The sequence below is a fragment of the Jeotgalibacillus campisalis genome (genome assembly GCF_000829515.1).
Classification (GTDB): Bacteria; Bacillota; Bacilli; order Bacillales; family Jeotgalibacillaceae; genus Jeotgalibacillus; species Jeotgalibacillus campisalis.
Genome location: NZ_JXRR01000015.1, coordinates 100,854 through 126,698, shown reverse-complemented (window position 1 = coordinate 126,698; position 25,845 = coordinate 100,854). Strand labels below are relative to the sequence as shown.

The 25,845-nt window shown below is 42.1% G+C and carries 21 protein-coding genes and 2 riboswitches; of the genes, 7 read left to right on the top strand and 14 right to left on the bottom strand.

Annotation, left to right across the window (positions count from 1 at the left end; all coding sequences use genetic code 11):
• Positions 1-29: 29 nt before the first annotated feature.
• From metH to KR50_RS11495, 3 genes are all read right to left on the bottom strand, one after another.
• On the bottom strand, positions 30-3,476 hold the full coding sequence (gene metH / locus KR50_RS11505; protein ID WP_041058556.1) for a methionine synthase: 3,447 nt from the start codon (positions 3,474-3,476) through the stop codon (positions 30-32).
• Positions 3,454-5,316: a bifunctional homocysteine S-methyltransferase/methylenetetrahydrofolate reductase gene (locus KR50_RS11500; RefSeq protein ID WP_041058552.1), complete on the bottom strand. Its 1,863-nt coding sequence runs from the start codon at positions 5,314-5,316 to the stop codon at positions 3,454-3,456. The genes metH and KR50_RS11500 overlap by 23 nt, the downstream gene beginning before the upstream one ends.
• Positions 5,317-5,568: 252 nt before the next feature.
• Positions 5,569-5,689: riboswitch (SAM riboswitch) on the bottom strand.
• A gap of 78 nt (positions 5,690-5,767) precedes the next feature.
• Positions 5,768-6,277, bottom strand: a complete 510-nt coding sequence (locus KR50_RS11495; protein ID WP_041058550.1) for a hypothetical protein — start codon at positions 6,275-6,277, stop codon at positions 5,768-5,770.
• A gap of 202 nt (positions 6,278-6,479) precedes the next feature.
• Here KR50_RS11495 and KR50_RS11490 point away from each other — a divergent pair, with 202 nt between their 5' ends.
• The gene (locus tag KR50_RS11490; RefSeq protein ID WP_041058777.1) at positions 6,480-7,121 is read left to right on the top strand and encodes an SOS response-associated peptidase; all 642 of its coding nucleotides are present in this window, start codon (positions 6,480-6,482) and stop codon (positions 7,119-7,121) included.
• 96 nt (positions 7,122-7,217) lie between these two features.
• On the opposite strand, the gene KR50_RS11485 is transcribed toward KR50_RS11490, so the two are convergent.
• Together KR50_RS11485 and KR50_RS11480 are read right to left on the bottom strand one after the other, a co-directional pair.
• Positions 7,218-8,537, bottom strand: coding sequence for a TrkH family potassium uptake protein (locus KR50_RS11485; protein ID WP_041058548.1), 1,320 nt, complete (start codon positions 8,535-8,537; stop codon positions 7,218-7,220).
• Between the two features lie 5 nt (positions 8,538-8,542).
• Positions 8,543-9,199 (bottom strand): potassium channel family protein, encoded by a 657-nt coding sequence (locus tag KR50_RS11480; protein WP_041058545.1) that lies wholly within the window; start codon positions 9,197-9,199, stop codon positions 8,543-8,545.
• Between the two features lie 103 nt (positions 9,200-9,302).
• Positions 9,303-9,456: riboswitch (cyclic di-AMP (ydaO/yuaA leader) on the bottom strand.
• Between the two features lie 141 nt (positions 9,457-9,597).
• Here KR50_RS11480 and ade point away from each other — a divergent pair.
• Together ade and KR50_RS11470 are read left to right on the top strand one after the other, a co-directional pair.
• Positions 9,598-11,349, top strand: coding sequence for an adenine deaminase (gene ade / locus KR50_RS11475; protein WP_052477030.1), 1,752 nt, complete (start codon positions 9,598-9,600; stop codon positions 11,347-11,349).
• Positions 11,350-11,614: 265 nt separating this feature from the next.
• Positions 11,615-11,941 (top strand): hypothetical protein, encoded by a 327-nt coding sequence (locus KR50_RS11470; protein WP_041058543.1) that lies wholly within the window; start codon positions 11,615-11,617, stop codon positions 11,939-11,941.
• Positions 11,942-12,305: 364 nt separating this feature from the next.
• Here KR50_RS11470 and KR50_RS11465 read toward each other — a convergent pair whose 3' ends face one another.
• The 3 genes from KR50_RS11465 to KR50_RS11455 form a co-directional block, all read right to left on the bottom strand.
• Positions 12,306-13,049 (bottom strand): STAS domain-containing protein, encoded by a 744-nt coding sequence (locus KR50_RS11465; protein ID WP_041058540.1) that lies wholly within the window; start codon positions 13,047-13,049, stop codon positions 12,306-12,308.
• Positions 13,042-13,716, bottom strand: coding sequence for a cobalamin B12-binding domain-containing protein (locus tag KR50_RS11460; protein WP_052477029.1), 675 nt, complete (start codon positions 13,714-13,716; stop codon positions 13,042-13,044). Before KR50_RS11460 ends, KR50_RS11465 begins: the two co-directional genes overlap by 8 nt.
• Before the next feature lie 379 nt (positions 13,717-14,095).
• Positions 14,096-15,214, bottom strand: a complete 1,119-nt coding sequence (locus KR50_RS11455; RefSeq protein WP_041058538.1) for a DEAD/DEAH box helicase — start codon at positions 15,212-15,214, stop codon at positions 14,096-14,098.
• A gap of 213 nt (positions 15,215-15,427) precedes the next feature.
• Here KR50_RS11455 and KR50_RS11450 point away from each other — a divergent pair, with 213 nt between their 5' ends.
• On the top strand, positions 15,428-16,378 hold the full coding sequence (locus tag KR50_RS11450) for a cation diffusion facilitator family transporter (protein ID WP_041058536.1): 951 nt from the start codon (positions 15,428-15,430) through the stop codon (positions 16,376-16,378).
• Positions 16,379-16,528: 150 nt separating this feature from the next.
• Here the strand turns inward: KR50_RS11450 and KR50_RS11445 are convergent, their stop codons facing one another.
• From KR50_RS11445 to KR50_RS11435, 3 genes are all read right to left on the bottom strand, one after another.
• Positions 16,529-18,373 carry an ABC transporter ATP-binding protein gene (locus KR50_RS11445; protein ID WP_041058533.1) on the bottom strand — a complete coding sequence of 615 codons (1,845 nt, stop codon included), beginning with the start codon at positions 18,371-18,373 and terminating at the stop codon, positions 16,529-16,531.
• Positions 18,354-20,093 carry an ABC transporter ATP-binding protein gene (locus KR50_RS11440; protein ID WP_041058530.1) on the bottom strand — a complete coding sequence of 580 codons (1,740 nt, stop codon included), beginning with the start codon at positions 20,091-20,093 and terminating at the stop codon, positions 18,354-18,356. Before KR50_RS11440 ends, KR50_RS11445 begins: the two co-directional genes overlap by 20 nt.
• 434 nt (positions 20,094-20,527) lie before the next feature.
• Entirely contained in the window at positions 20,528-21,052 is a 525-nt protein-coding gene (locus KR50_RS11435) for a type 1 glutamine amidotransferase domain-containing protein (RefSeq protein ID WP_041058527.1), read from the bottom strand.
• 154 nt (positions 21,053-21,206) lie between these two features.
• Here KR50_RS11435 and KR50_RS11430 point away from each other — a divergent pair, with 154 nt between their 5' ends.
• Complete coding sequence (locus KR50_RS11430) at positions 21,207-21,500, top strand: DUF6509 family protein (RefSeq protein WP_041058524.1); 294 nt, start codon at positions 21,207-21,209, stop codon at positions 21,498-21,500.
• 26 nt (positions 21,501-21,526) lie between these two features.
• On the opposite strand, the gene KR50_RS11425 is transcribed toward KR50_RS11430, so the two are convergent.
• The 3 genes from KR50_RS11425 to KR50_RS11415 form a co-directional block, all read right to left on the bottom strand.
• The gene (locus KR50_RS11425; protein ID WP_041058522.1) at positions 21,527-22,261 is read right to left on the bottom strand and encodes a YqcI/YcgG family protein; all 735 of its coding nucleotides are present in this window, start codon (positions 22,259-22,261) and stop codon (positions 21,527-21,529) included.
• Positions 22,262-22,545: 284 nt separating this feature from the next.
• Positions 22,546-23,814, bottom strand: a complete 1,269-nt coding sequence (locus KR50_RS11420; RefSeq protein WP_052477027.1) for a YjzC family protein — start codon at positions 23,812-23,814, stop codon at positions 22,546-22,548.
• A gap of 73 nt (positions 23,815-23,887) precedes the next feature.
• On the bottom strand, positions 23,888-24,148 hold the full coding sequence (locus KR50_RS11415; RefSeq protein WP_041058519.1) for a hypothetical protein: 261 nt from the start codon (positions 24,146-24,148) through the stop codon (positions 23,888-23,890).
• Positions 24,149-24,297: 149 nt separating this feature from the next.
• Here KR50_RS11415 and KR50_RS11410 point away from each other — a divergent pair, with 149 nt between their 5' ends.
• Positions 24,298-24,477, top strand: a complete 180-nt coding sequence (locus KR50_RS11410; protein WP_041058517.1) for a YfhD family protein — start codon at positions 24,298-24,300, stop codon at positions 24,475-24,477.
• A gap of 188 nt (positions 24,478-24,665) precedes the next feature.
• Positions 24,666-25,673 carry an NADP-dependent oxidoreductase gene (locus KR50_RS11405; protein ID WP_041058514.1) on the top strand — a complete coding sequence of 336 codons (1,008 nt, stop codon included), beginning with the start codon at positions 24,666-24,668 and terminating at the stop codon, positions 25,671-25,673.
• Positions 25,674-25,845 lie beyond the last annotated feature (172 nt).

Sequence of the window (25,845 nt, the reverse complement as noted above, 5' to 3'; positions counted from 1 at the left end):
GGTCTTCTTAAAAAAACATCAGAATTGCGTTAAAGCACATTGAAATATCTGGCTTCAGGATGAGCGAATACAATCGCTGAAACAGAAGCTTCAGGCTCCATCATATAGCCATCGGTTAACTCTACGCCAATTTCTTCTGGTCTGAGCAGCTTAAATAATTTCTCCTGATCTTCCAGATTTGGACAAGCTGGGTATCCGAAAGAAAAACGCTGGCCTTGGTATTTCGCACTGAACCGTTCCTGCATGGTAAAATCAACCGGATCCGGGAATCCCCAGCGATCTCTCATCTGCTGGTGTAATAGCTCAGCAAATCCTTCTGCTGTTTCAAGAGCAAGAGATTGCAGAGCATGACTTTCAAGAAATCGTCCTTGTTCTTTATAAATCTGTGCTTTTTCCCTAATTCCGCGGCCTGCGGTTACAGAGAAGAATCCGACGTAATCCATAACTCCGCTCTCCACTGACTTTAAATAATCAGCAAGACATAAGAAGGGTTCTCTCGGCTGACGTGGGAAAGTAAATCGTTCTATTTCCTTCTCCGGATTTTCAGGGTCATAAATTACGACATCATCACCGTCGCTTTGAGCAGGGAAAAACTGATACACTGCCGCCGGCTGAATAAGGGACTCTGCTTTTACTTCTGAGATCAGGTCATCCACGACTGTTTTAATTTTAATTGTTTTCTCATCTTTTTCAGCAAGCAGGCGTGAAACCTTGCCTTTCACACCAAGATGGTGGCCAATGAGCATCTGCAGATTAATATAAGCTTCTACATGCGCCACTGAATAGGAATTTAGCACTCTCCGCTTTAAGTCAGTAGGTGTAAAAACCGGAACATTGTGACTGACAGCAGGCTTTGTTTTTACAGCTGTTACCGTTTTATTCTCTGGTTCTGCCACTGCTGCATTAGCTACCGCTTCTTTTTTCAGTCGCCGTTCTTCTACTAACTGCTGCCGCTCAAGTTCATCCTGCAGCTGATTTGCGAGAGTCAATCCGTTCATCGCATCTTTTGCATATAATACAAGTCCTTCGTAATTTTGCGATATTTTCGTATCAACAAATTTCCTCGAAAGAGCCGCACCGCCAACTAGAATCGGAATCTCCATGCCTTCTTCTCTCATATCGCTTGCTGTAATCACCATCTGCTGAGCAGATTTTACCAGAAGACCTGAAAGACCGATAATATCGGGTTTTTCTTTTTTAATGGCTTCAATCAGAACAGGAGGTGTAACTTTAATTCCAAGATCGACTACCTCATAGCCATTATTGCTTAAAATAATGTCCACCAGATTTTTCCCAATATCATGAACGTCCCCTTTTACAGTGGCCAGCAGGACTTTACCTTTTGATGAAGAGGCATCGGATGCTTCCATATGAGGTTCAAGAAAGGCAACGGATGCTTTCATTACTTCTGCACTTTGCAAAACCTCCGCCACGATCAGCTGGTTATCGTTAAACAATCTGCCTACTTCTTTCATACCTGTCATCAGCGGACCGTTTATAATGCCAAGTGGAGCGTCATACTCTCCTAAAGCCAGCTCCAGATCCAGTAAAAGTCCTTCCTTCGTTCCCTCGACCACATAATAAGCCAGACGTTCTTCAAGTGTCATATCAGGCATTGCTGATTTTGATTCTTTTTTCTTGCCGCGGTAGAATTCTGTGAAGGTCGCCAATGATTCGTCCGTAGTGTCAAACAACAGCTCTTCAGCCAGCTTAATTTCTTCTTCAGAAATCGATGCAAACCGTTCAAGCTTTTCTGTATTCACAATGGCGTAGTCAAGACCTGCCTGTGTGCAATGATAGAGGAACACAGCATTTAGAACTTCTCTGCCAACCGGCGGCAGTCCAAAGGATACATTGGAGATGCCGAGGGTCGTTTGCACAAGAGGCAGCGCTTCTTTAATGGCCTTGATTCCTTCCACAGTGGCTTTAGCTGAACCAATATACTGCTCATCCCCTGTTCCGACCGGAAAAACGAGAGGGTCAAAAATAATATCTGAAGGATTCACTCCGTACTCATCGACTAAAATACTGTAGGAGCGCTTAGCGATCTCAAGTTTTCGTTCTATTGTAACTCCCATGCCTATTTCATCGATCGTTCCCACTACAACAGCTGCTCCGAACTTTTTCACAAGAGGAATCACGGCATCAAAACGCTCAAGCCCATCTTCTAAGTTAATGGAATTAATAATGGCTTTTCCTTGAGAATACTTAAGTGCCTGCTCAATCACCGCTTCATCAGTTGAATCGATCACCAGCGGCACCTTCACTTTTTTAACAACTTCCTGAATAAACTGCTCCATGTCCTCACTTTCTTCACGGTCAGGGTCAGCCAGACAGATATCTATAACATGGGCGCCGCCTTTTACTTGAGCACGGGCAATTTCAGATGCTTCTTCGATTTTTCCTTCCGCGATCAATCTTTTGAATTTTCGAGAACCAATTACATTGGTCCGTTCTCCTATCATCAGCGGACGCATGGAGGGATCATCGTAAACAAGCGGTTCAATTCCAGATACCGTATGAACCTGTTTTTTCTCAAAAACTCTCGGCTGATAGGCAGCCATTGTTTCTGACAGAGCTTTAGTATGAGCAGGTGTCGTCCCGCAGCAGCCTCCAACAATATTTAACCAGCCTTTTTCAGCAAAACCTTCCAGCTTTTTAGCCAAAGATTGTGGGGTCTCATGATAATGCCCTTCTTCATCAGGCAGTCCGGCGTTTGGGTAACAGCTGACATAGGAATTGCTTAGATCAGAAAGTGAACGAATATGATCCTGCATAAACTCAGGACCGGTGGCACAATTTAATCCAACTGAAACTGGATTCATATGTTCGACACTAATATAAAATGCCTCTATCGTTTGCCCGGCCAGTGTGGTTCCCATGGGTTCGATTGTTCCTGAGATCATCACATGCAGTTCTTTTCCGGATTGTTCAAATGCCTGCTGAATTCCGATAAAGGCACATTTTACGTTCAGTAAATCCTGGCTTGTTTCAACAAGAAGCAGATCAGCACCGCCATCAATCAATCCCGCAGCCTGCTCAGCATAAGAAGAGGTCAAATCGTCAAACGTTGTTCCGCCGGTAACACTGAGCGTCTTGGTTGTCGGACCCATCGAGCCCGCAACAAATCTGGGACGATCATCTGTTGACCATCTATCGGCAGAGCGCCTCGCAATCTCTGCCCCGAGTCTGCTTAATTCATAGGCATCCTGTGAAATGTCGTATTCTTCAAGCACGACACTCATACTGCCAAATGTATTTGTTTCAACGATGTCTGCTCCTGCTTCAAAATAAGCATCATGAATCCGTTCAATAACATCCGGCCTTGTTCGGTTCAGGTTTTCATTGCACCCTTCAAACTCTTCTCCTCCAAAGTCCTCCTCACTTAATTGAGCTTCCTGCAGCATCGTGCCCATTGCTCCATCCATAATAAGGATTTTCTTCTTCAGTTGATCAGTGAATAATGTTGGACACATTGTGAATCCCTCCGGCTCTTTTTGCAGCTTGTTTGTTTGCGTATTTCGTCAGCTCAGCAGTCACTTCATAGCGCATAAACGGAGTGATTAAATAAATTCCGTTAAAAAGCTCCAGTGCTGCATCGATGAGAGATTTGGTAATGGCAATTCCTTCTTTAGCGGATTGTTCTTTGTCAGAAGATACGTTGGCCATTCGCTCGCGAACTTCATCTGACAGTTTAATGCCAGGTACTTCATTATGAAGAAACTCGGCATTGCGGCTGCTCGTTAGCGGCATTAATCCAATGTACATCGGTTTTTCTATATGTTTCGTGTGCTCATATACATCAAGCAATTTTTCCTGGGAAAAAACCGGCTGACTCATAAAGTAATCCGCGCCAGCCGCAATTTTTTTCTCCATTCTCAAAACGGCTCGCTCAACACTTTTTACATGCGGATTAAAGGCAGCACCGATTGAAAAAGAAGTAGATTCGCCTAAATCCTTTCCTGACATGGAAACTCCGCGATTCAGCTGGCTGATCATTTCAATCAGCTCAAAGGAAGAGACGTCATAAACGGAAGTTGCTCCAGGAAAGTCTCCTACTTTCGTTGGATCACCTGTAACCGCAAGCAGATCATGTAAACCGAGGGTATGAAGGCCCATCAAATGAGATTGCAAACCAATTAAATTCCGATCCCGGCAGGTAATATGAACAAGCGGTCTTGCCCCAATTTTTTCTTTAATTAAATGACCAAGTGACTCATTTGAGACTCTTGGGCTTGCAAGTGAATTATCAGCAAGCGTGATGGCATCTGCTCCCGCTTCTGTTAGTGCTTTAGCTCCTCTCATGAACGCTTCTGTGTTCAGTTTCTTAGGAGGGTCCAGCTCAACGACTACAGAAGGCCGTGATGCTACAATAGAAGGCAGCGATTCAGGAAGATCTAATGCTTTTGACCTCACTTCAATTTTCGGTTCAGGCTCACTTATTTTCTTTTCGATGATAGGGACAGCACCCTTCAGCGCTTTTGCAAAGGCACGAGTATGATCCGGTGTCGTTCCGCAGCAGCCGCCTAATAGTCGTACGCCCTGAGCCTGAAACGATTTTGCCATTTCTCCAAAGTATTCAGGGTTATTATTGTACTGCAGTCCGCCGTCAGTAAAAGAAGGCAGACTGGCATTAGGATAAGCGGATAAAAATCCATGCTTTGGCAGCGGAACACGTTCTAGGGATTGAAGCATATGAAACGGGCCTTGCCGGCAATTCATTCCTACTCCATCTGCCCCAAGCTCTTCCAGCTGTTTTAGCGCAGCAGCAACGGACGTTCCATCCTGAAGCACACCCACCTCTTGCAGGGACACCTGTGCGATAATCGGCAAATCTGTTGCTTTACGCGCAATCTCTACGACCGTTGACAGCTCTTCAAGGTCGTAATACGTTTCAAGCAGCAGTCCGTCCACCCCTTCAAGAAGCAAACAATACAGTTGTTCTCTGAATGTTCGTTTAATTTCATCGAGTTCTATAGATTGAGGGCGAATACTTCTGATGCCGCCGATGGTTCCGAGCACATGAGTGTCTATTTTAGCTGCAGCTTTTGCGTTACGGACCGCTGCACTATTAATTTCTTTCACATGATCCTCCAGGCCGTATCTTTCCAATTTCAGATAATTGCCCCCGTATGTATTGGTCTGGATCACATCCGCTCCCGCATCTATATAAGCAGAATGAATCTGCTGAATATGTTCCGCTTGTGAAATATTTAGTTCTTCAAAGCACTGATCTGTTCCATAAGAGTAGAGCAATGTCCCCATCGCACCATCTGCGACCAGTATTTTTTCCTTAAGCGCATCTGTCAGCTTCATCTTCATTCTCCTCTCCCTCTCACTCTGGCCTTTAGCCGTTTTTTATTGGAGCAGATCTGTTTTTCGCATTTAGACGCGAGCTTCTTGCTAGCTCCTCGAGGTCATAAGTCACGCTGTCCCAGCAGGCGAAGGGCATGCCTGCTTGGCCACCGCGTCTTATGCTTGTCGGAGCTGGACGAGCGCCTTCAGCTTTTAAATTAAAAAAGCCTTCTTATTTAAAATAAGAAGACCTGTAGGTTTTGTTTACAACTCTCCTTATCTTCCTTGCACGTTTAGGGGTGCAAGCTGGAGTTAGCACCTTTTCATGAAGTGTTGTTCATGAAGGTTGCTGAGGTTTCGCAGGGCCTGTTCCCTCCACCTCTCTTGATAAGAATCCAAACTATTTAATTAATTACGATTACTCTACTAGATGGGGTTTGTTCTGTCAACAGCGAAATTCTTTTTCGGTTGATTAGTCCAGAGCGGTGATGCCTGGCAGACGCCATTCCACTTCTTGATCTTCAATCGTTCCCATAAATTTGAATGCGGTAGAAGCAGATGCTGCGTATTGAAAAGATGCTTCTGCAGACTCACCGGATGATACGGTCAAGTCTACTTCTTCTCCGTGCAATTCTTTTTCTTCATCTGCCCAGTCCAGCAGAGTAAAGTTTTCGTTTGTTAGGCTAATATCCTCATCTGAATCATTCGTCACATTTAGTGTGATTTCGTAAACTCTCTGAGATTCGTCAATTTCCTCCACAACCTGTGCTTGAGTAACGGTCATCACCGCTCCATTTACTTCTGCTTCATCTCCAATTACGTAAAGTGACGGTTCTTCTGTTTCTTCAGCGGGGTCTTCTGTCATTACTTCCTCCGCTGTTTCGTTTTCTTCTTCTGCTGCTTCGTTTGTTGTGTCCTCGGATGAACACGCAGCTAAAGCTAGTGTTGCAGTCATTGCTGAAATTAACCAAAATTTCTTCATTGAAATGTCCCCCTATATATGTAAAAGATTCTTTTCTATTATCCTTCGTAGAACGAAGTATTACAAGCAATTACCCAATTAAACCCAAAAGTCTAACTATTGTTTATTATCAGTATTTTCAAATTATTATATAAGGACCATTTTGTATTTCCCTTTTTATTTGTTAAAATAAAAGGATATAAATAGGAGGGGAGCGGTGTTTATGTGCGGACGTTTTTCGCTAATAGAGGCACTTGCAGATTTGAAGGCGCATTACGAATTTGAAATGAGAGAAGACTTTGAATATGTGACAGGCACGAATATTGCTCCGTCTCAACCGGTGACAGCGGTTGTAGAAGTGGATGCGATTCGCTATCCGGTTCAATTTCGCTGGGGACTTATTCCGCCATTTGCGAAGGATGAGAAAATAGGCTTTAAAACGTTTAACGCCAGATCAGAAACCGTGACAGAGAAACCAAGCTTTAAACGGGCCTTTCAAAAAAAACGCTGCTTAATCCCGGCATCCTCCTTTTATGAATGGCAAAAAATTAGTACAAAAGAAAAGCAGCCTTACGCGATCAAACCATCTGCTGACTCCCTCCTAACCTTTGCAGGGCTGTGGGAAACGTGGAAAAGTGAAGATGGCGTGATTCGGAGCTGTACCATCCTGACTACTGAACCGAATGAAAAAATGGCTTCCATCCATGATAGAATGCCGGTTATTTTAGAGCCTGATTCCTATTCAAAGTGGCTGAATCCTGACACCCCTGAGCAGGAGCTTAAAAAACTTCTTCATCCGTGTAATTCTGATAAATTGGAGCTCGAGACGGTTTCAAATGATTTCTTTAAAAAAACTGCGAAATAATTCTTCATAAAATACGGGAATTCCTAAAATGTAAAGCCGCCGTATAGTCTAAATTGGACTATACGGCGGCTTATTTAATCTTATTAACTTTATTGTTTAGCCTGCCAAAACATCCGTTTTCGGATATTTTATTTTGCTGTGGTCCGGTTTTGCAATTGAAAAAGCAAGCGTCAGAGGACCAAGCTTTCCTACAAACATCACCACGATAAGCACTACTTTGCCCGCTTCGCTTAAATTTCCTGTAATCCCCATGGACAACCCAACTGTTCCAAATGCAGAGACGGTTTCAAAGACAATTTCCAAAAAGGTAAAACCGCTTTCTGTATGAGTTAATATCATTAAAGCAAACGTAACGAGCAAGATGCTGCTCATTGCAATAGCCAGAGATTTAAAGACCAGTTCCTGCTTGATCTGCCGGCTGAATAAATTGATCTCTGCTTTTCTCCTAAAAAAAGAGACTGTGGCCAGCATTATAATCACAAAGGTTGTTACTTTTATTCCGCCTCCGGTTGAAGCACTGCCTGCACCAATAAACATTAAAACAATAATGAATAAAATAGATGAATCGTCCATGCTTGCGATATCAAGCGTGTTAAATCCGGCAGTCCGTGGAGTGACGGCTTGAAAATAAGATGCCCACAGTTTTCCATCAAGCTCCATCGCCCCAAGTGTAAGAGGGTTGCCATATTCATTTAAAAAAATGTAAAGCATCGCCACCACGTTTAAAACAAAGGTTCCAAGCACCATGATTTTTGTGTGCAGGCTCAATTGTTTAACTGAGCGGGAATGCCAAAGATCAATAAGCACTGTAAATCCAATCCCTCCAAGTATAAACAGGGCCGATATCACAATATTAATAAGAGGATCATTTACATAGCCGGATAAACTATCTGCCTTCAGCCCGAAGCCCGCATTATTAAATGCAGATACCGCATGAAATAAACTAAAATAAAGCCCTTTTGCCATGCCAAATTCAGGCACCCATACAGTTGACAATAATAAAACAGCAAAAGCCTCTATAATAAAAGCAAATACTGCAAGCTCAATAGCAAGACGAATGATGCCCCCTGAGCCATTTTGATTTAAGGACTGCTGGATAATAAGCCTCTCTTTAAAGCCGATTTTCCTTCCTAATAAAAGGAAAATTAAAACAGCAAAAGTCATAATTCCAAGGCCGCCCAGTTGAATCAGGCCCATGATCACCACCTGACCAAAAATCGTATAAGCCGTTCCCGTATCCACGACGACAAGCCCAGTTACGGTCATGGCTGATACAGCGGTAAAAAAAGCATCCACCCAGCTTAGCTCACCTGTGTATGAAATAGGAAGCTTCAGCAGCAATGTTCCTGTTGTAATGCTTAAAGTAAATACAGCCACTAAGAGCTGTGGCGGTGTTAAAGTACCCTTCTTTTTCATCTCTGTCAGACTCCCTGCTTTTCAAAGCGATGAAGTTTCCGGTTTTCACCAATAACGATTAAAACGTCTCCCTCTAGCACTCTGTCATCTCCACTCGGCGATACAAGCATGTCATGATTACGGTAAATCCCGACAATGTTGCAGCCAAATCTATTTCTTACATTTAAAGCAGCAAGCGTCTTTCCTACGATCTTTGGAGTGGCTTTGATTTCCACCATCGAATGTTCGTCAGAGAGCTCAACATAATCAATAAAGTGTTCTGAGGTTAACCGGTGAGCGATTCTTCTGGCCATATCTTTTTCCGGCCGGATCACGCGGGTTGCACCAATTTTCTCCAGTACCTTTTGATGATATAAGCTTGATGCTTTCACCCAGATTTCTTTCACTCCAATATCCGTTAAAATAATGGTCGTTAAAATACTGGCTTCTATATTTTCACCAAATGACACAACTACCAGGTCAAAATTACGAATACCTGCCTGAAGCAGCAGCTGTTCGTCCTGAGCATCGCCGTGAACGACATGTGTTGCAAGGTGACTGTATCGGTCCACTACTTCTTCATTGCGATCCATGGCAAAAACATCTGCCCCTATTTCATAAAACTCCTCTACTAAATGACCGCCAAAGCTGCCAAGACCTAATACAGCGAATTGTTTTCTCATCTTTCCCATCCTTTACCAATCATTACTGTCATCTTTTCCTTATTTCCACAAAAAAAAACCACGGGGAAATTATCCTGTGGTCAGTTAACGGCACACAAGCATCATTCTCTCTCCTTAACGCTTACGGGGTTAGCTGTCGGATTAGGGCATGAAGAGTAGCCCCGCCTTAAAAACTAAAAGGCCTCACCCCTTGCCTTGATAAGAAGGCATGTGTGGTTCCCCCGCTTTCCAAAAAAGAAATTCAGCGACTTAGAATCTTACTATGAGAGCAATATTACGCTCCTTATTCAAAAGAGTAAAGAGGATTTACAAAAAAATATTATTTGCTCTTCTGCCCTTCTCAGCCTATACTTTTCTGAAGAATATTTTTCAAAGAAGATTTGAAAGGAGTAGGCCTTATGCAAAAGCGATCCATCCCCTCTATGGAAGATTTAACGAAAAGAATTGAAGTTTCCCAGTACAGACGCCCGGCTGACCTTGTTATTAAAAATGGCAGGATCATTAATGTATTCACTAGGGAAATTTCAACAGGTGATATTGCTATTTATAATGGCACAATTGCTGCTGTTGGCGAGGGATATGAAGGAGTTAAAACGATTGATGCTCATGGATTGTATGTTTCTCCCGGTTTTATTGATGGTCACATTCATATTGAATCTACTACACTAACACCGTCTGAATTTGCAAAAGTGATCTTACCTCACGGAGTAACGACGATCATTACAGACCCTCACGAAATTGCTAATGTTTTAGGAATAAAAGGAATCCAATACATGCTTCAAAATTCAGAGGACCTTCCTTTAGATCTCTTTTTTGTTCTTCCATCAAGTGTACCAGCCACTTCTTTTGAGCATGCAGGCGCATTATTGAATGCCGAAAGCTTAAAACCATTCTATGACCATCCACGCGTTTTAGGTCTTGCTGAAGTAATGGACTATCCTGCCGTAATAAACACACATGAGGACATGATTCAAAAAATTTACGATGCCCACTCGCAGACAGGTATCATTGACGGGCATTTAGCCGGATTATCTGTAAATGAAATCAATGGCTATTTAGCAGCAGGCATCCGCAACGACCACGAATGCACAACGCCCGAAGAAGCCCTCGAACGGATTCGGCTGGGGATGAGAGTAATGATTCGTCAGGGCTCAGGATCAAAAAATCTTCCTGCCTTAATCGAGGCGGTCACCGAACAAAACGCTCACCGATTTTCTTTTTGCACGGATGACAAACATATTGACGAACTGATTCACGAAGGAAGCGTCAACCACTGTGTAAAAGAAGCGATTAAACTTGGCCTCGATCCTCTGCTTGCTTATCAAATGGCGACTTTGAATGCCGCTCAATGCTATGAACTGCATGACAGAGGCGCTATTTCACCAGGAATGAAGGCAGATCTGATTCTGCTATCTGATCTTGAGGAAGTAGACATCGTAACTGTTATTCAGAACGGAGAAATCGTAACAAACGGATCTCAGCTGATAAATGAATGGCCCTATAAAGGTGAAGGTCAGGATGGATGCACGAATACTGTTCAATTGAAACCTTTAACGAAAGAAGCCATCCGTGTAAAGCCTAAACATGAGACCGCCAATATTATTGAGATTATTCCTGGTCAAATCAAAACGCTGCATGCAAAAGAAAAGGTAGATCTCGATCCAGACGGCTTCTTTGATCCTGCGCTCACTAAAAATCTTCAAAAACTGATTGTGACAGAACGCCACCAGGCACTTGGTACAGTGGGCACAGCTATTGTCAGAGGATTTGATTTAGCACCAAACAGTGCCATTGCGTCAACGGTTTCGCATGACTCACATAACCTGATTGCAGCAGGAACCTCTGATGAAGCGATCCTGCAAGCGGTCGATTGGCTCGAACAACATCAGGGAGGACTGGTTGTAATTAAGGACGGAACCATTCTTGCAGAAATGGAGCTTCGTCTAGGCGGATTGATGTCCATCAAAAATGTGGAGGATGCTCACCATGATATGCAATCAATTCTTGACGGGCTTAATCAAGTCTCACCTGACGCATCGTTTAATTTACTTTCCATTCTTTCATTTCTAGCGCTCCCTGTCATTCCTTCACTGAAGCTGACTGACACCGGTTTATTTGATGTTTTATCCTTTACGCATATTGATGTATAAAAAAACTGAAATGAAAAAAATCCGAACTAATTATCGATATTCTCTATACAGAATTCGAGTTGGTTCGGATTTTTTATTTAATTCACCAATTAAAAAACACATGGATTTAAGTGGGTAACCTTTTTGGTGTAAAATGAGTTTTTTTAAGCATAGTTTTTTTTGTAAGAGTTGTTACTCCTGTATTTAGATCCATATGTATACCCACATTATTCCGAAACCGGTGCTCGCATAAATGGAATTAGACAAAATGGAGAGAAGGTTAAAAATGAATAAACAGGAGCTATTAGTCACATTAATTCTTGCCAGTAGAGTTGGTTTACTTGGAAATGTCCCTAAGAACTTAAGAGCTATAAGAGCTGATATTGATCTTGAAAAAATGAATGTTGATTGGATCAATTACTACGAAGACCAACCCACTGATGAAGAAATAGAAGCTCTAGATAGTGCAACTGGTCAAGTCATAGCTCATTTTCCAGCGTTCTTTTTAAATCAATCTCATGTTCATTATCCATATCCAAAGGAATTTGATAATAAAATGGACACATGGATTTTTATGAGATGGGAAGATGATTTAAATGATCAGAGAAAATAATTTTGTAATCATTTTATGAAAGCTACCCTCTACTTTAGATTAAGAGGCCCAGCTAAATAAAATGATACAAGGACACCGGAAATCATCTTTGATGAACGGTGCCCTTTTTTCACTTGTGTTTTGGATTAGATAGCGGGTTGTTTTGCGATTATGGCGGCGAACGATTTCATTATCAAAAGTATGAGGTGAGCGGAGCGGAAGGTGGCGACTCCCGCAGGATATGGCAGCTGTTTGAGACACATTTGTCCCAAGCTCAGTTTATTTACTTTAGGATGCTAAAGGGTAAGTGAACTGGTCGCCCTATCAATAAATTTTTCATGACATAACAGCTCTTTACTTAAAAGGTGGGTTTCATCAGGACTTTTTACACCAAGCGTGCGACTGTATGCTTTAATGTGTTAATAAATGTAGCATGATCAAGCATATTTGAGCGATTCAATGCATCCGCATGCTCAGGCTTTACTCCGGTAACATAGGTTTTCACACCCATCAGGGAACAATTGTCTATCAATTGAATGAGCTGCCTGATCCCCTCTTCTTCTACTTTTCCTACTGACTGCAGATCCACGATCAATTCATTTACATAAGATTGAGATAGGTGGGAAAGAATCCGCGTTTTGCTTTGTTCCAGCAAAGTCCCATCCAGGTCGCCAAATACCGGAATCAAAATGATGGAAGGAGAAAGGTGGATGATAGCAGTGGATAACTCCTGAATTCTTTTAAACGAGGTGTTAAGCTCATTATTTTTTAAAAGCAGCTCCATATCGGTATCCAGAAGCCGTCTCTTATGATCATTTATTTTTGTCATCAGGTCGAGCAGTAAAGCATCCTGCTCTATGAAAACAATGGAACAGGTTTCTTCCGTCCATTTAAGGTGAAGCGTAATAAGAGCGGCACGATTGTTTTTTGTAATCATGTTTAATTCAACTTTTTTCTGTGATGAATCAAGCAGGAATTTCTGCGCCTTTTTTTGACTTTCCCCATCAATCCAGTCAAGAACATTTTCTCCTGCTCCAAAAAGAGCGGAAGCTTCCTCAGAAGATTGAAGAATCTTCATCTCCTTATTCATTATGATAGCGGGCAGAGCGAGCGCTTCAATATTACTCACGTTTTTTCTCCGCCTTTCCGTCGTTCATCATCCATTCAGACAAACTTTCAGGGGAGCGGACCATCGTAACCCGGTCATGAATCGAATGTAAAGCCTCCTCAGCCTGAAGAGATAAATACCGCCCGCCAACCAGCAGCTCTGCTTCCTCAAGCGTTTCCATCAAGCTTTGAATATAGTCAGGAACTTTTTCTCCCTGCTCAAGCATGCTGGCTGATACCCCCACGACGTCAGGCAGCCATACACTTGCCATATCCTTTACATATTCTAAAGGCAGATTTGACCCTATCATTCTAACGTCATACCCTTCTTCTTCAAACAGTTGGGCAGTCATTCGAATACCAAGGTCATGCTGCTCATTCTCGACACAGAAAAATAGAGCCTTCCCTTTAACCGGGTCCGCTTTCCTTATTCTTGCGTGGAGTATTTCAAATTTATATCTAGCCAGAATAAAGTCGCAGGTAGTTGTAGCCAGATGCTCATCTGCAACAGATATCTCATTCTCCTGCCACAGTACACCAACCTCCACCATTGAAGGTGTAATAATATAGTTAAAAATAAAATCCGTTGTTTTTCCTTCATCCACGGCCTGCCGAATAATGGACCAGCTTGCCTCCTGATCCCCAGCTAAAAATGTTCTAGTAAGTGATTCAGTATACGTTACAGTCATGCTTTTAACACCCCTTTGGCCGATGTCCCCATGAAATATAATTTGGTACGAGATCCCTGCTGTTCAGCAGTTATTACATTGAAGTCTTTGAAGATTTCCGCTCTTGATCGCCGAAGAGAATGGACCTTAACAATAAAGCTCTCAGAACTTCACTAGCCATGAACTCACTTCAACATTCTGCATCCTTTTTTATGATAAAGAGTATCTCATAAAGGGCGGTTATTTACAGTTACAGTCTTTCCGATAGTATAAATTGTCATCTTTCCTTAAGAAAAAGTCAACTATTCTATATCCAAGGCTGTATAATATAGGCAACAAAAAAGCATGGTGCCAGGCTGGAAACGTAATCCTCACCTGAAGCACCATGCTCGAACGATCTTTAATCTACAAACTGCCAATCTCCACGCTGAATAGATACTTCTTTAAGCTCTACATTCAATTCACGGGCATAGCGTTTCATTTGTTTAACCTCCATTGGTGATACAAATGAAAGAACTGTTCCGCTTGCCCCTGCTCTACCCGTCCTGCCTGAGCGGTGAATATACTGATCAAGATCTTCAGCGGCATCCATGTGAATGACATAGGTTACATCCTGAATATCCAGTCCTCGTGTAGCCACATCGGTTGCAAGCATAAGAGGCAGATCTCCACTCCTAAACTTTCGCATCGAAGCTGCACGCTCTTCCTTCGATAAATCGCTGTGTAAAGGTGCAATTTCCAGGTTTTTATAATTCAGCTTTTCAGTTGCGGTAAGAACATCGCGGACTTCCCGCATAAATGCCAGTGACTTTTCCTTTTTCATCGAATCCATTCTCACAATTCGGCGGATTAAATCGATCTTTTCACGTGATTCACATACCATATACTGATGTGCCACATTCGCTGCTTCTGAAGCATCTCGTTCCACTCGGATAACTTCTGCATTTTTCGTAATCGATTTTCCATGGTCCTCAATTTCTTTTGGAAGTGTAGCAGAAAACATCGCAAGCTGGCGCTGGTCTGCCAGAGTACTTTTGATAATGTCTGAGATCGCCTGGGTATGCTCTGGAAGGAAAAGCTGATCCACTTCATCCAGCACAAGGGTTTTCACTTCATGTGTTTTTATTTTTTTCTGTTTAATAAGTTCCAAAATGCGTCCAGGAGTGCCAATTAAAATATGCGGCTGCTTCTTTAATTTCTCAAGTTGTCTTTTCGGATTGGCTCCTCCAATAATAGAAGCAGCTCTTATACCACTTGGCTTTCCCCAGACCTGCGCTACGTCAAGTATTTGCATGGCCAGTTCTTTTGAAGGCGCCAGGATAATAGTTTGAGGCAGTTTTTTTTCAATGTCCATCTTCTCAATGACAGGAATCAAATAAGCCAACGTCTTTCCAGTTCCAGTCGGTGACTCTACCAATACATCGCTTCCATTCATCATAAGCGGAATAACGCGCTTTTGCACCGGTTTAAAGTCCCCAAATCCAGCTTCCTTCCATCTATCTGTTGTTCTATCTAACATCAAAATCCACTCTCCGATCTATCCTATTCATTTTATTATTATACCACCGTTTAGAGAAATTGGGTAACGACTATAGTACGGTAAAGGATAAAAGGGTCTGACCCTTTTATCCTTTACTGCGTAAGACCAGCTAAATAAATTATTTAAATAGGTAGACTCCTTTCCGCTATTATGGGTATATATATTGAGAAAGATGAAGAAGGAGGACAAAGTATGACAGAGTTTTTTCGATTACTAAAGGGCGGGAATAAGCCATCATTTATGGCTGCTATTGTGAATACGTTTATTGGCTTTTTGAAATTAGGTGCATTTATTTTGACCGGAAATGTGGCCATGTTTGCAGAAATGATGCATTCTTTCGGAGATGCAGCCAATCAGTTTTTTGTTTTTATAGGATCCGCTCTTTCCAAAAAAGCACCGACAGATCGTTTTCCCAGCGGTTTTGGCCGGCTTGTAAATTTAGTTTGTCTCGGTGCGGTTATTATTGTTGGAATTTTATCTTATGAAACGGTGAAGGAAGGAATTCACCATCTTATGCACCCCGGAGAAAGTACAGGAATCTGGATTACCTTGACCGTTCTGGGAATTGCCGTTTTACTAGAAATGTTCGTTCTCTATAAAGCAGCAAAAGAAGTGTTGCATGAGACCGGAAAAGAAGGCAGTGGTTTAGCTGTTATGACACTTGGCTTTGCGAATTTAAAACGGGCAAAACCAGCAACAAAACTTGTCTTCATGGAGGATCTTGTCGCAACAAGCGGAGGTATTATCGCCATTATTGCCGTTCTTATTACGTACTTTACCGGGCTTGCGCAAGCAGAAGGAATAGCCTCCATTGTCATTGGCTTGATGATGTTTTACGTGGTTGGCCGTGTATTTCTTGAGAATGCACGCGGAGCCATTGGAGAAACCGACGAAGAAATGCGTCAGCATATTGCAGCCATTATCCTGTCAGACTCTCACGTAAAAGATATCCAGCGGATTGAGGTAGTAAAAGAGGGAGAGCATCTGCATGTAGAAGCAGAAGTTGAGGTCGATTCTACCCTCACGATCGCCGAAGCAGATGATATTAAAGACCGGCTGGAGCTTTTAATCTATGCTCAAAAAGGAGTCACTGAAGTTACGATTGAATTTGACGAGGACAATTTGAAAGTGGATTGGACTTAAAAAAACAGTAAATCGTTACTCGAAGCATTTTCGTTTGATTTATATCTAAAAAGATCCCGCTTATCAAAATAGGCGGGATCTTTTTCAGATTCAATTTCATAAGAAAACCATCCACTCGCTTGAAAGATTTAATGGATTTCGGTTCTGAATTTACAGGATCATTTTTTCTCTCAGCTGACTGTTGTGCAGATCGGCATAAAAACCTTTTTGACTGATCAGGCTTTCGTGGTCACCTTGTTCAATCAGCTTGCCATTTTGCAGCACCAGTATTTGATCTGCATTTTGGATTGTGTTAAGCCTGTGGGCAATAACAAAGCTGGTTCGTCCTTTCATCAGCCGTTGAAGAGCTTCTTGAATTTTAATTTCTGTAATGGTATCGATGCTGCTTGTTGCTTCATCCAGGACAAGAATTTTCGGATCAGCCAATATAGCTCTTGCAATAGAAAGCAGCTGTTTTTGCCCCTGACTGATCCCCTGCCCGTCAACCTGTATCAATGTATCAAATTTCTTCGGCATTTTACGAATAAATGAAGCCGCATTCGCAAGCTCAGCTGCTTTTTCAACTTCCTGATCTGTAGCGGTTAAGCGGCCGTAACGAATGTTTTCTCTTATGGTCCCTTCGAATAGAAATGAATCCTGGAGAACAAATGCCATGTGACTTCTAAGCGAAGAACGCTGAATCGTCGTAATATCTTTTCCATCCATTGAAATGACACCTTCGTTCACGTCGTAAAAACGGGAAAGTAAATTAATCATCGTGGTCTTGCCCGCTCCTGTTGGTCCTACAAATGCGATCGTTTGACCAGGGGATACGTGAAAAGATATATCCGTAAGTGTATCTTCGTCTTTTTCATAAGCAAAGGAAACATGAGAAAACACGACCTCACCTTTAAGATCATCCAGTTGAATGGCTTCCGTTTCATCTTTGCGTTCTTCCTCTTCAGTCATTATATCAAACACCCGCTCAGCTCCTGCAATAGCGGATAACAGCGTGTTAAATTGGTTCGCAAGATCATTTAACGGACGGGTAAATTGGCGGGAGTACTCAACAAAAATAACGATTACACCAATGGTCACAACCTCGTCCCCATTTAGGACTAAAAGTCCCCCTATCAATGCGATAATGGCAAAGCTTAAATTGTTTAAGAAGTTCATAAGCTTAGGAATAAAGCCTGAAAATGTCTGTGCCCAGAATCCAGCCAGAAGAAGTCCTTCATTTTTTTCTTTAAATTGATGAATGACCTTTTTTTCCTGGGAAAACGTTTTGATAATTCGCTGTCCGGACAACGTCTCTTGAATATATCCATTTAAATCACCTAAGTTTCGCTGCTGCTCCTTAAACAATCTCCCGGTTCTTTTTGTGATCCATTTTAACCCGAAGTACATGGCTGGAATGACCAGCAGGGTTATTAACGTAAGGAGAGGACTTAAATAGAGCATGACCGAGGCCGTCCCAATCAGCGTTAACAAACTTGATACAATTTGAATGACCGAGCTGTTTAATGTAGAACTGACATTCTCCATATCGTTTGTTACCCGGCTCATTAATTCCCCGTGCTGACGCTTATCAAAAAAGGGAATCGGGAGCTTATGCAAATGATTAAACAATCTGGTTCGCATGGTGAATACGGTATTTTGAGCGATCCTGACCATCCACATCGCCTGAAACCAGGAGGATAAAGAGTGCACAATATAAATAATACCCAACACCCATAACAGCTGAACGAGACCGTCCGCATCCTGATTAACGATATAGTCATCTATTCCCATACCGACTAAGAAAGGGCCAAGAAGCGCCATCGCAGAGCTGATTACGACCATTAAAATGACAAGAAAGAGCTTCCCCTTATTCATCGCGAGATAATACCAAATTTTCTTTAAGGTACCCGCCGGATCCTGAGCCTTTTTCTTATCATGTTCACTCCGATTGGATTGATCGATTTCAGCGAATGATCTTTTTTTATATTGAAAAGGCCTAATGACTTCTTTGAGCAAGGGTAAGCGCCTCCTTTCCGATCTGTGATTCTACAATTTTCATATACAGCGGAGATCGTTTGAGAAGCTCTTTATGCGTACCCATAGCCAAAAGTTCTCCTTCATCAAGGAGGAGAATAAGATCTGAGGCCATTGTGGTACTGATTTTTTGCGTAATCATAATCGTGGTGCAGGAGAGGTCATTTAGTGATTCAAGCAGATCTGATTCCGTCTTCATATCGAGTGCGCTTGTGCTGTCGTCCATTAATAAGATTGCTGGTTTTCGCACTAAGGCTCTTGCAATGGACAATCGCTGCTTTTGACCACCTGACAGATTGACCCCTTTTTGGCCGAGCTGTGTATCATACTGCTTAGGCAAGTTTATAATTGTGTCGTGTATTTGAGCTCGTTTGCATGCCTCCTGAATCTCCTCAAAGCTTGCGTCCTGATCTCCCCATGCAATGTTGTCCCTTACTGTGCCGGTGAACAGCATGGCCTCTTGAGGAACGAAACCGATTTGCTGCCGCAGGTTTTCCAGTTTAAAGGAGGTAATGTCTTTCTTGTCGATACGGATTTCTCCACCTGTTAGATCATACAGTCTTGGAATCAGTTGAAAAAGCGTTGATTTTCCTGAGCCTGTAGCCCCTACAATGGAAACCCGTTTTCCTCCTTCTATTGAAAAGGAGAGGCTGCGCAAAACTTCTACAGTTGTTTCAGGATAAACAAACGTAACGTTATCAAATTCAATGCTTCCATTTTGAATGACATGCGTTTCACTTGCTTCTTTATCCATTAAGTCCACTTCCGTTTCAAGTACTTCCCCTATTCGGTTGCTGGAAGCTTTTGCACGTGAAAACACCATAATGATCATCGTTACGATGGATAAAGCGCCTGTCATCCGCGTTGCATAATTGACGACGGCTACCACATCCCCTACACTCGCCCGATTCGTAGTCACTTCAACACTGCCGTACCACAAAATCACTAGAATCCCTGCATTCATGACAAGGAGAATGATGGGCATGGTCACTTCCACCAGCCGGAGTGCCTTGACTGTATTTTCCATCAATACTTCACTTGATTGTTTAAACCGCTTGATTTCATGCTGCGCTCTTAAGAACGCTTTAATCAGACGAATGCCTGCAAGATTCTCCTGCATGACATTATTTACATGATCCACCCGTTCCTGAACAAGTTTAAAAAGTCCGCCCGCTCTACGCATGATAAATAATAAAAACGCGACAAGAACCGGAACAGCTACAACTAAAATCAGCGCGAGCCGCCAATTGACAAAAAGAGCCATAATGACGCTTCCGATTACTAAGAGCGGTGCACGCATCATAATCCGCAGACTCATAAAAACCGTATTTTGCAGCATAGTCACATCATTTGTGAGTCTAGTGATCAGAGATGAAGTAGGGGTTTTGCTAAAGTTGGTAAATGAAAATGACTGAACCTTGTCATATAGCGCTTCCCTTACGTCAAATCCAAAACTTTGGCTAACGTGAGACGAATAAAAGGAATTCGTTACACCTGCTGCAAAGGCTAAAAGTGAACAGCCAATCAGCACGCTTCCCCAAAGAATTACAACCGAAACATCCTGCTCGAGGATTCCGTCATCAATAATCCTGGCAATCAGCAAAGGCTGAATCAGCTCTACTACAAGCTCCATCAGCATAAGGGAGAGCGCAATGATGATCGCGATTCGGTAGGGTGTTAAAAAAGGAAAAATCCGTTTCATTCTGTGTTCCTCCAGTCAAACAATCGCGCCTCATTTAAAAGCAGCCTGTTTTTCTTTGATACTCGAAATAGTCTTTTAAAAACTTTATCACAATTTTCTCAAATTGAGTAGGACAGAGCCGCTGCATATGTCATTCATTTTTCATTCTTATCATTAAAAAAGAGGCTGGGACAAAATATGTCTCAACCTCTTCAAACCGGTTCACTGCGCTTCAGGCGGCCGCTTTCCGCAGGGACGGCGCTTGAGCCTCCTCCAGGCTTTGCCTTGCGGGGTCTCAGCTTGCCGTCACATCCTGCAGGAGTCGCCACCTTCCGCTCCGTTCACCTCATACTTACTATATATAAGACCTCAATTTAAACATCTTTCACAGTTCTGCCCTAGCCTCTTCACAGTGTATATGATTTAAATCCGGCAGATGTGATATGCCGTCATTCTTACTTTTCAGCCAGAACGTCCGCGAAAGCCTTGCCGTATTCCGGCAGATCCGGCGGGCGTCTGCTTGAGATAATATGACCGTCCCGAACAACTGCTTCATCGTGCCAGACTGCTCCTGCATTTACCATGTCATCTTTAATACCTGGTGTACTGGTTACTTGCTTTCCTTGTAAAATTCCAGCAGAAATCAGGACCCAGCCAGCATGGCAAATTTGCCCGATTGGTTTTTGGTGCTTGTCCATATGCCGGACCATTTCCAGCACTTCAGGATATCTTCTCAGTTTATCCGGAGCCCATCCCCCGGGAACTAAAATGGCGTCATAATCGGACGGATCAATTTCCTTAAAGGAATACTCAGATTGAGCCGGTACGCCGTACTTGCCTATATAGTTTTCTTCCTTGTTTTCTCCAACTAAATGTACCGCGGCCCCTTCTTCCCGAAGACGCATAACCGGATACCATAGCTCCAGATCTTCAAAATCCGGGCTGACTAAAGCAATCACTTTTTTTCCTTGCAGTCTCATTTAAAGCACCTCCATATGGTATGTGTATCTTTCCCTTATGCACCATCCATGAAACACAATTGTCCCAAGTCTCCTCCATACTTAACCAAAAGGAATACAATCTCCCTTTTTTTCTGTATAATAAGAAGAGCAGATAAAGAGAAAGGATGATAATATGATTAAAATCACAGAATTTACAGTAGAAAAAATTAATGATCCTTTTGGTATCTTAACAGGAGACCGTTATGAATACATGCTGGAACTGGATGTTCCGGAAGACGATGAATTATACACAGAAACAGGTGTCTCCGTTAAAGTCATTTTCCGTGTAGAAGATGGCAATAGAGGAATTGTAAAATATGATTTAATGGATAAAGCCACCTCTCAGCCGATGGACTTTGAGCTTGAGGACGATGAGTACGCAGCCATTGAATCGTTCTGTTTATCCAATCTGCCTGAAGAAGCATAAGAAAAAACCGCCTAACTGGCGGTTTTTTATTTTAAGTCTTTATGCATAAAGGGGCACTTGCCTTTAATCGGTTCGATGTCGTCACCGATAAAAAACTGCTTCCACTCATTATGTTCCGGATCGCCGTAATGGCTGATGTCCGGATGTTTTGGAAGCTGATCCCACTCTTCCACCCGTTCACGCACTTTTTCACGGGACATAATTCCGCCTTTTTCTGTTCCTTCAAGTCCCTGGAAAATAGCACGGGGCTGGAAACCGAGTACAAGACCGTTTCCAAGGTTCCGGGTTTTGCGCTGCTTATATGCCGGAGCATTTCCAAAGACAAAAATCGGTTCCCCTTTAAAATGAAAATCCCACAAAAAATGGTCGGGATCCTTTGGATGGTCCTCAGGCCATTCAACTTCATCCTGCTCATGAAGATACTGAAGAATATCCCAGAACTGCTGTTTATATTTATCTAGTTCGCCTTCTTCTTCGAAAGGTTCAACAAAAACGAAAAATCCGTGCTTAATTTTCGTCGCTTCATTAAATAATGCCAAAAATTCATCCAGCGCGACCGGCAGATTAGACCAGTCTTCTCTAGATACGTAAGCATAGCGAAGCTCGCCTTTTTTCTGGCCCTTCATGCCAAAGTAGCAAGGAAACGTAGCATCCGTTACGGTATCCTCAAATGTTTTATATTCTTTCACCAGCCATTCAGGCAGATTTTCATGCTGTTCCATTTGTTCTTTTGTCAACAGTTTTGAACTTGTTGCGATCATTGACTCAGCCCCCATTTTTGATAAATACTGTATTACCTCTACCCGCTTCCTTGCGAAGCAAAACAAAAGCAAACAGACATTTACAAGTTTACGGGAGGGAGGAGAAATTATGCCTGCATTTCTTACCTCTTATAACTACTTCTTTTTCCATCCACGCAGGATAAAACATGCATTAATCTCGTTTTCAACTATAGCAAGTTTTAAGAAACCTTTGTGTGGTTAACAAATGTAAAGTTTTGATGACAAAAAACCAGGTCAAGAGAATCTCTTGACCTGGTACTTGTTTACGGCTTGCGTTTTGGCATCCAAACACGATTTTGATTTTTTGTATCTGGAAATTCATCTCCTGCTTTAAGCTTAATTTGGTTCGGATCATTGACAGTACTGCCTGTTTCGCCAATCTCAACATAGTATCCATTGTTTGGCGCTTTTTGGCCTGGCTTAAATTGATGATTTTGCCCCATATTTTTCACTCCTTTGCTTTCTTTAGTATGACCGCCGCGCTTAAATTTATTTAGCAGAAATGCCCCCGTTCGAACAACTGCAAGTGTATTGGCATATTGCCTTGTAATATCATCCTTTTTAGGCAGTGCTGCTTCATTAAAATAGGGTAATGTCTCACTTGAATGGTACCAATCTTCATTCGTATACGCATGTTCACAATTTTCCCAAACCGCTTGAAGCTGCGGACTCCATACACCTCGATTACGCTCTATAGAAAATAGTTCCGGCCAATAGTCTGCTCTGGATCCTGTGTGGGGATGATTTGCGGCAAATAGAAAAATGGTTTTCAATCGATATGGAGAATTATACAGCATGCCATACAATTTTTTTCCTAGTTCAATTCTTTGTTCTAATGGAGCAAAATGACTGACATTCAAACCGATTACTTTCATGCGATTCTCTTCCTGATAAGGAAATATTACATGATTTAAATGAAAAAACTCCTGAAGTTTAAAAATTGAAGAAGCGTACACATGTGTACGGTAGTAAGGGTTGGATATCAGGCGCGATTCAATGTAATGTTGTTCATTTATTATTAAAGCAATCGTCAGAAGCTTTGAATTAGCACTTTGCAAAAATGATTGCCAAACAGGCTCCATAAACGCGGATACACCAAATTGAGGAAGCAGATGCATATAATTTATTTTTGCTTCCATGCTTTTCTCATATAACAGTAGCTGTGGAAAGGCATCGTGAAAAATGAATGCATTGGCTTTTTCAAGAAACATAAAAAAATCTTTCCGCGGATGAGTTGTGAAAATATTCTCAAGGAGGCTTCCCTTCAAGTCCGTCATATTCCAACCGCCGTTTCTTGAGACTAAATGCGCAAGCAATGCCCAATGAACTTCTGGATGATTAGAATAAAATTCAAAATACGCTTTCGTTCTGGTGAGATTATTAAGATTCAGCAGATCGACTTTGTGATTTATTTCTTCAACGATGCCCTTCTCTTTTAATGAAAGAGGCTTTATTCCTGCTTTGATCTGAAATGACCATTGTTTAATTAATTCCTTTTCTTTCTTTGTGATCAATAATTTAGCTAGAGACATACGTGCATATCCTCCGCTCCATTTAAAAACAGCCCATTGCCAACGCATGAGCTGAATTACTTTATTGCCATAATTAATGCAACTGGTTTAGCTCATCTTTGCTTTTTGCAAGCTTTGTTTGCAGTTCAAGTACCGGCTCACTGCTTCCTCTTGATTCAATCGCGTTTTTGCAGCTGCGTTCTGCTTTTTCAATTTTTTCGAAGGCATCATTAATCCGTTCTTTTGTAGGGTTTGTATAAGCCTGCCCCACAGCTTCTGCAGCATGGTCCACTGAATGATGAAGCTGAACCATTACCTGATCTTCTTTCCAGCTTACGTCTGAATGCTTTTCCATAAGTAATCCCTCCACTTAATGTTCCTATTGCAGTACTATGGCTTTTCCAGCACATTTTTATGCACAAACAAAGAACAAAAACCGCAAATAAAATAGCGGATTTTACTCATACTAGTGATGTACCTTAATGATCTGAAGGAGGTTTTTTTATGAGCCGTTCTAATCATCAAACACCGTCAAAAAATAAAAAATCTCTTCCTCAAACGCCAAAAGGAATGAAAATTGATCCGAAAAATGTAAGCGAAGAATTTGCGCGTGAACTTGCTGCACATGGTGACATCATTTCAAAGCGTGAGATCAATAAGGTCAAAATGAAAAAGAATAAGTAAGATAAAAAAGTCAGCCTCAACTAAAAATGGGGCTGGCTTTTTTATGCATGTGTCCGTTGCCTTCAACTGAACAAGCGTTTACTAACGAATTACAAATTCATTTTTATCAGGCAAATTATTTTAATAAACTGTTCAATTGGGGTAAAGTGTGGGTTGAAAACATAAATCAATCCTGGAGGGATAAGACAATGCAAAAGAAAATTCATTTAATTAACCGTCCAAAAGGAACACCTACACACGATGATTTTAAAGTAGTTGAAGCACCAATTGATTCTCCTGAACAAGGAGAAGTTCTGATCCGCACAAAATATATTTCAGTAGATCCTTATCTGCGCGGCAGAATGAATGAAGGAAAATCATATGTTGAACCATTTAAACTGGATGAAGTAATCTCAAGTGCAGTCATTGGACAAGTTGAAGAATCCAAATCAGACCGTTTTTCAAAAGGCGATGTTGTATTGGGAGCTCTTGGCTGGCAGGAATACTCTGTTGTAAAAGAAGATGCCATCCGTAAAGTAGATCACCATCAGGCGCCTGCATCAGCTTATTTAAGCGTTCTCGGCATGACGGGTTTGACGGCTTATTTTGGGCTTCTTGAGATTGGTAAACCTCAAGAAGGTGAAACAGTTGTTGTATCCGGGGCTGCCGGGGCTGTTGGATCGGTTGTCGGACAAATCGCAAAAATTAAAGGCGCACGAGTTGTAGGGATCGCTGGTTCTGATGAAAAAATCAGCTATCTGAAAGACGAACTTGGCTTTGATGCTGCCATTAACTACAAAACACAAGATGTCCCAAAAGCGCTTGAAGAGGCTTGTCCAAATGGCATTGATGTTTACTTTGAAAACGTAGGCGGAGAAATTGGAGATGCGGTTTTCCCGCTTTTAAATAATTTCGCACGTATTCCTGTTTGCGGAGCCATTTCTTCTTACAATAATGTTGACCAGGACCTGGGACCCCGTGTTCAGGGTCATTTAATTAAAACAAGCTCACTTATGCAGGGCTTTACAGTTGGCAACTATTCTTCCCGATTTGGAGAAGGTGCAAAAGAACTTGCAGGCTGGCTGAGCGAAGGCAAGCTAAAATACGAAGAAACGGTAACAGAAGGCTTTGACCATACGATTGATGCCTTCCTTGACTTATTTAAAGGTGCAAATCTCGGAAAAGCAATTGTTAAGGTTGACGAGATCCAAGAATAAGAAAAAACACTTCCCCCTCCCCCGCTGCTGAATGTGCGGCAGGGGGATTTTTTTGTGCTCGAATCAACCCTGAATTGTACAGGCACATCTACTTGCCTTTTGAATAAAATGTGAAAAGAGATAGGTGTTTATCCTCCTTACTTACACCTGTTCAAACGTCAAACAAGATAGA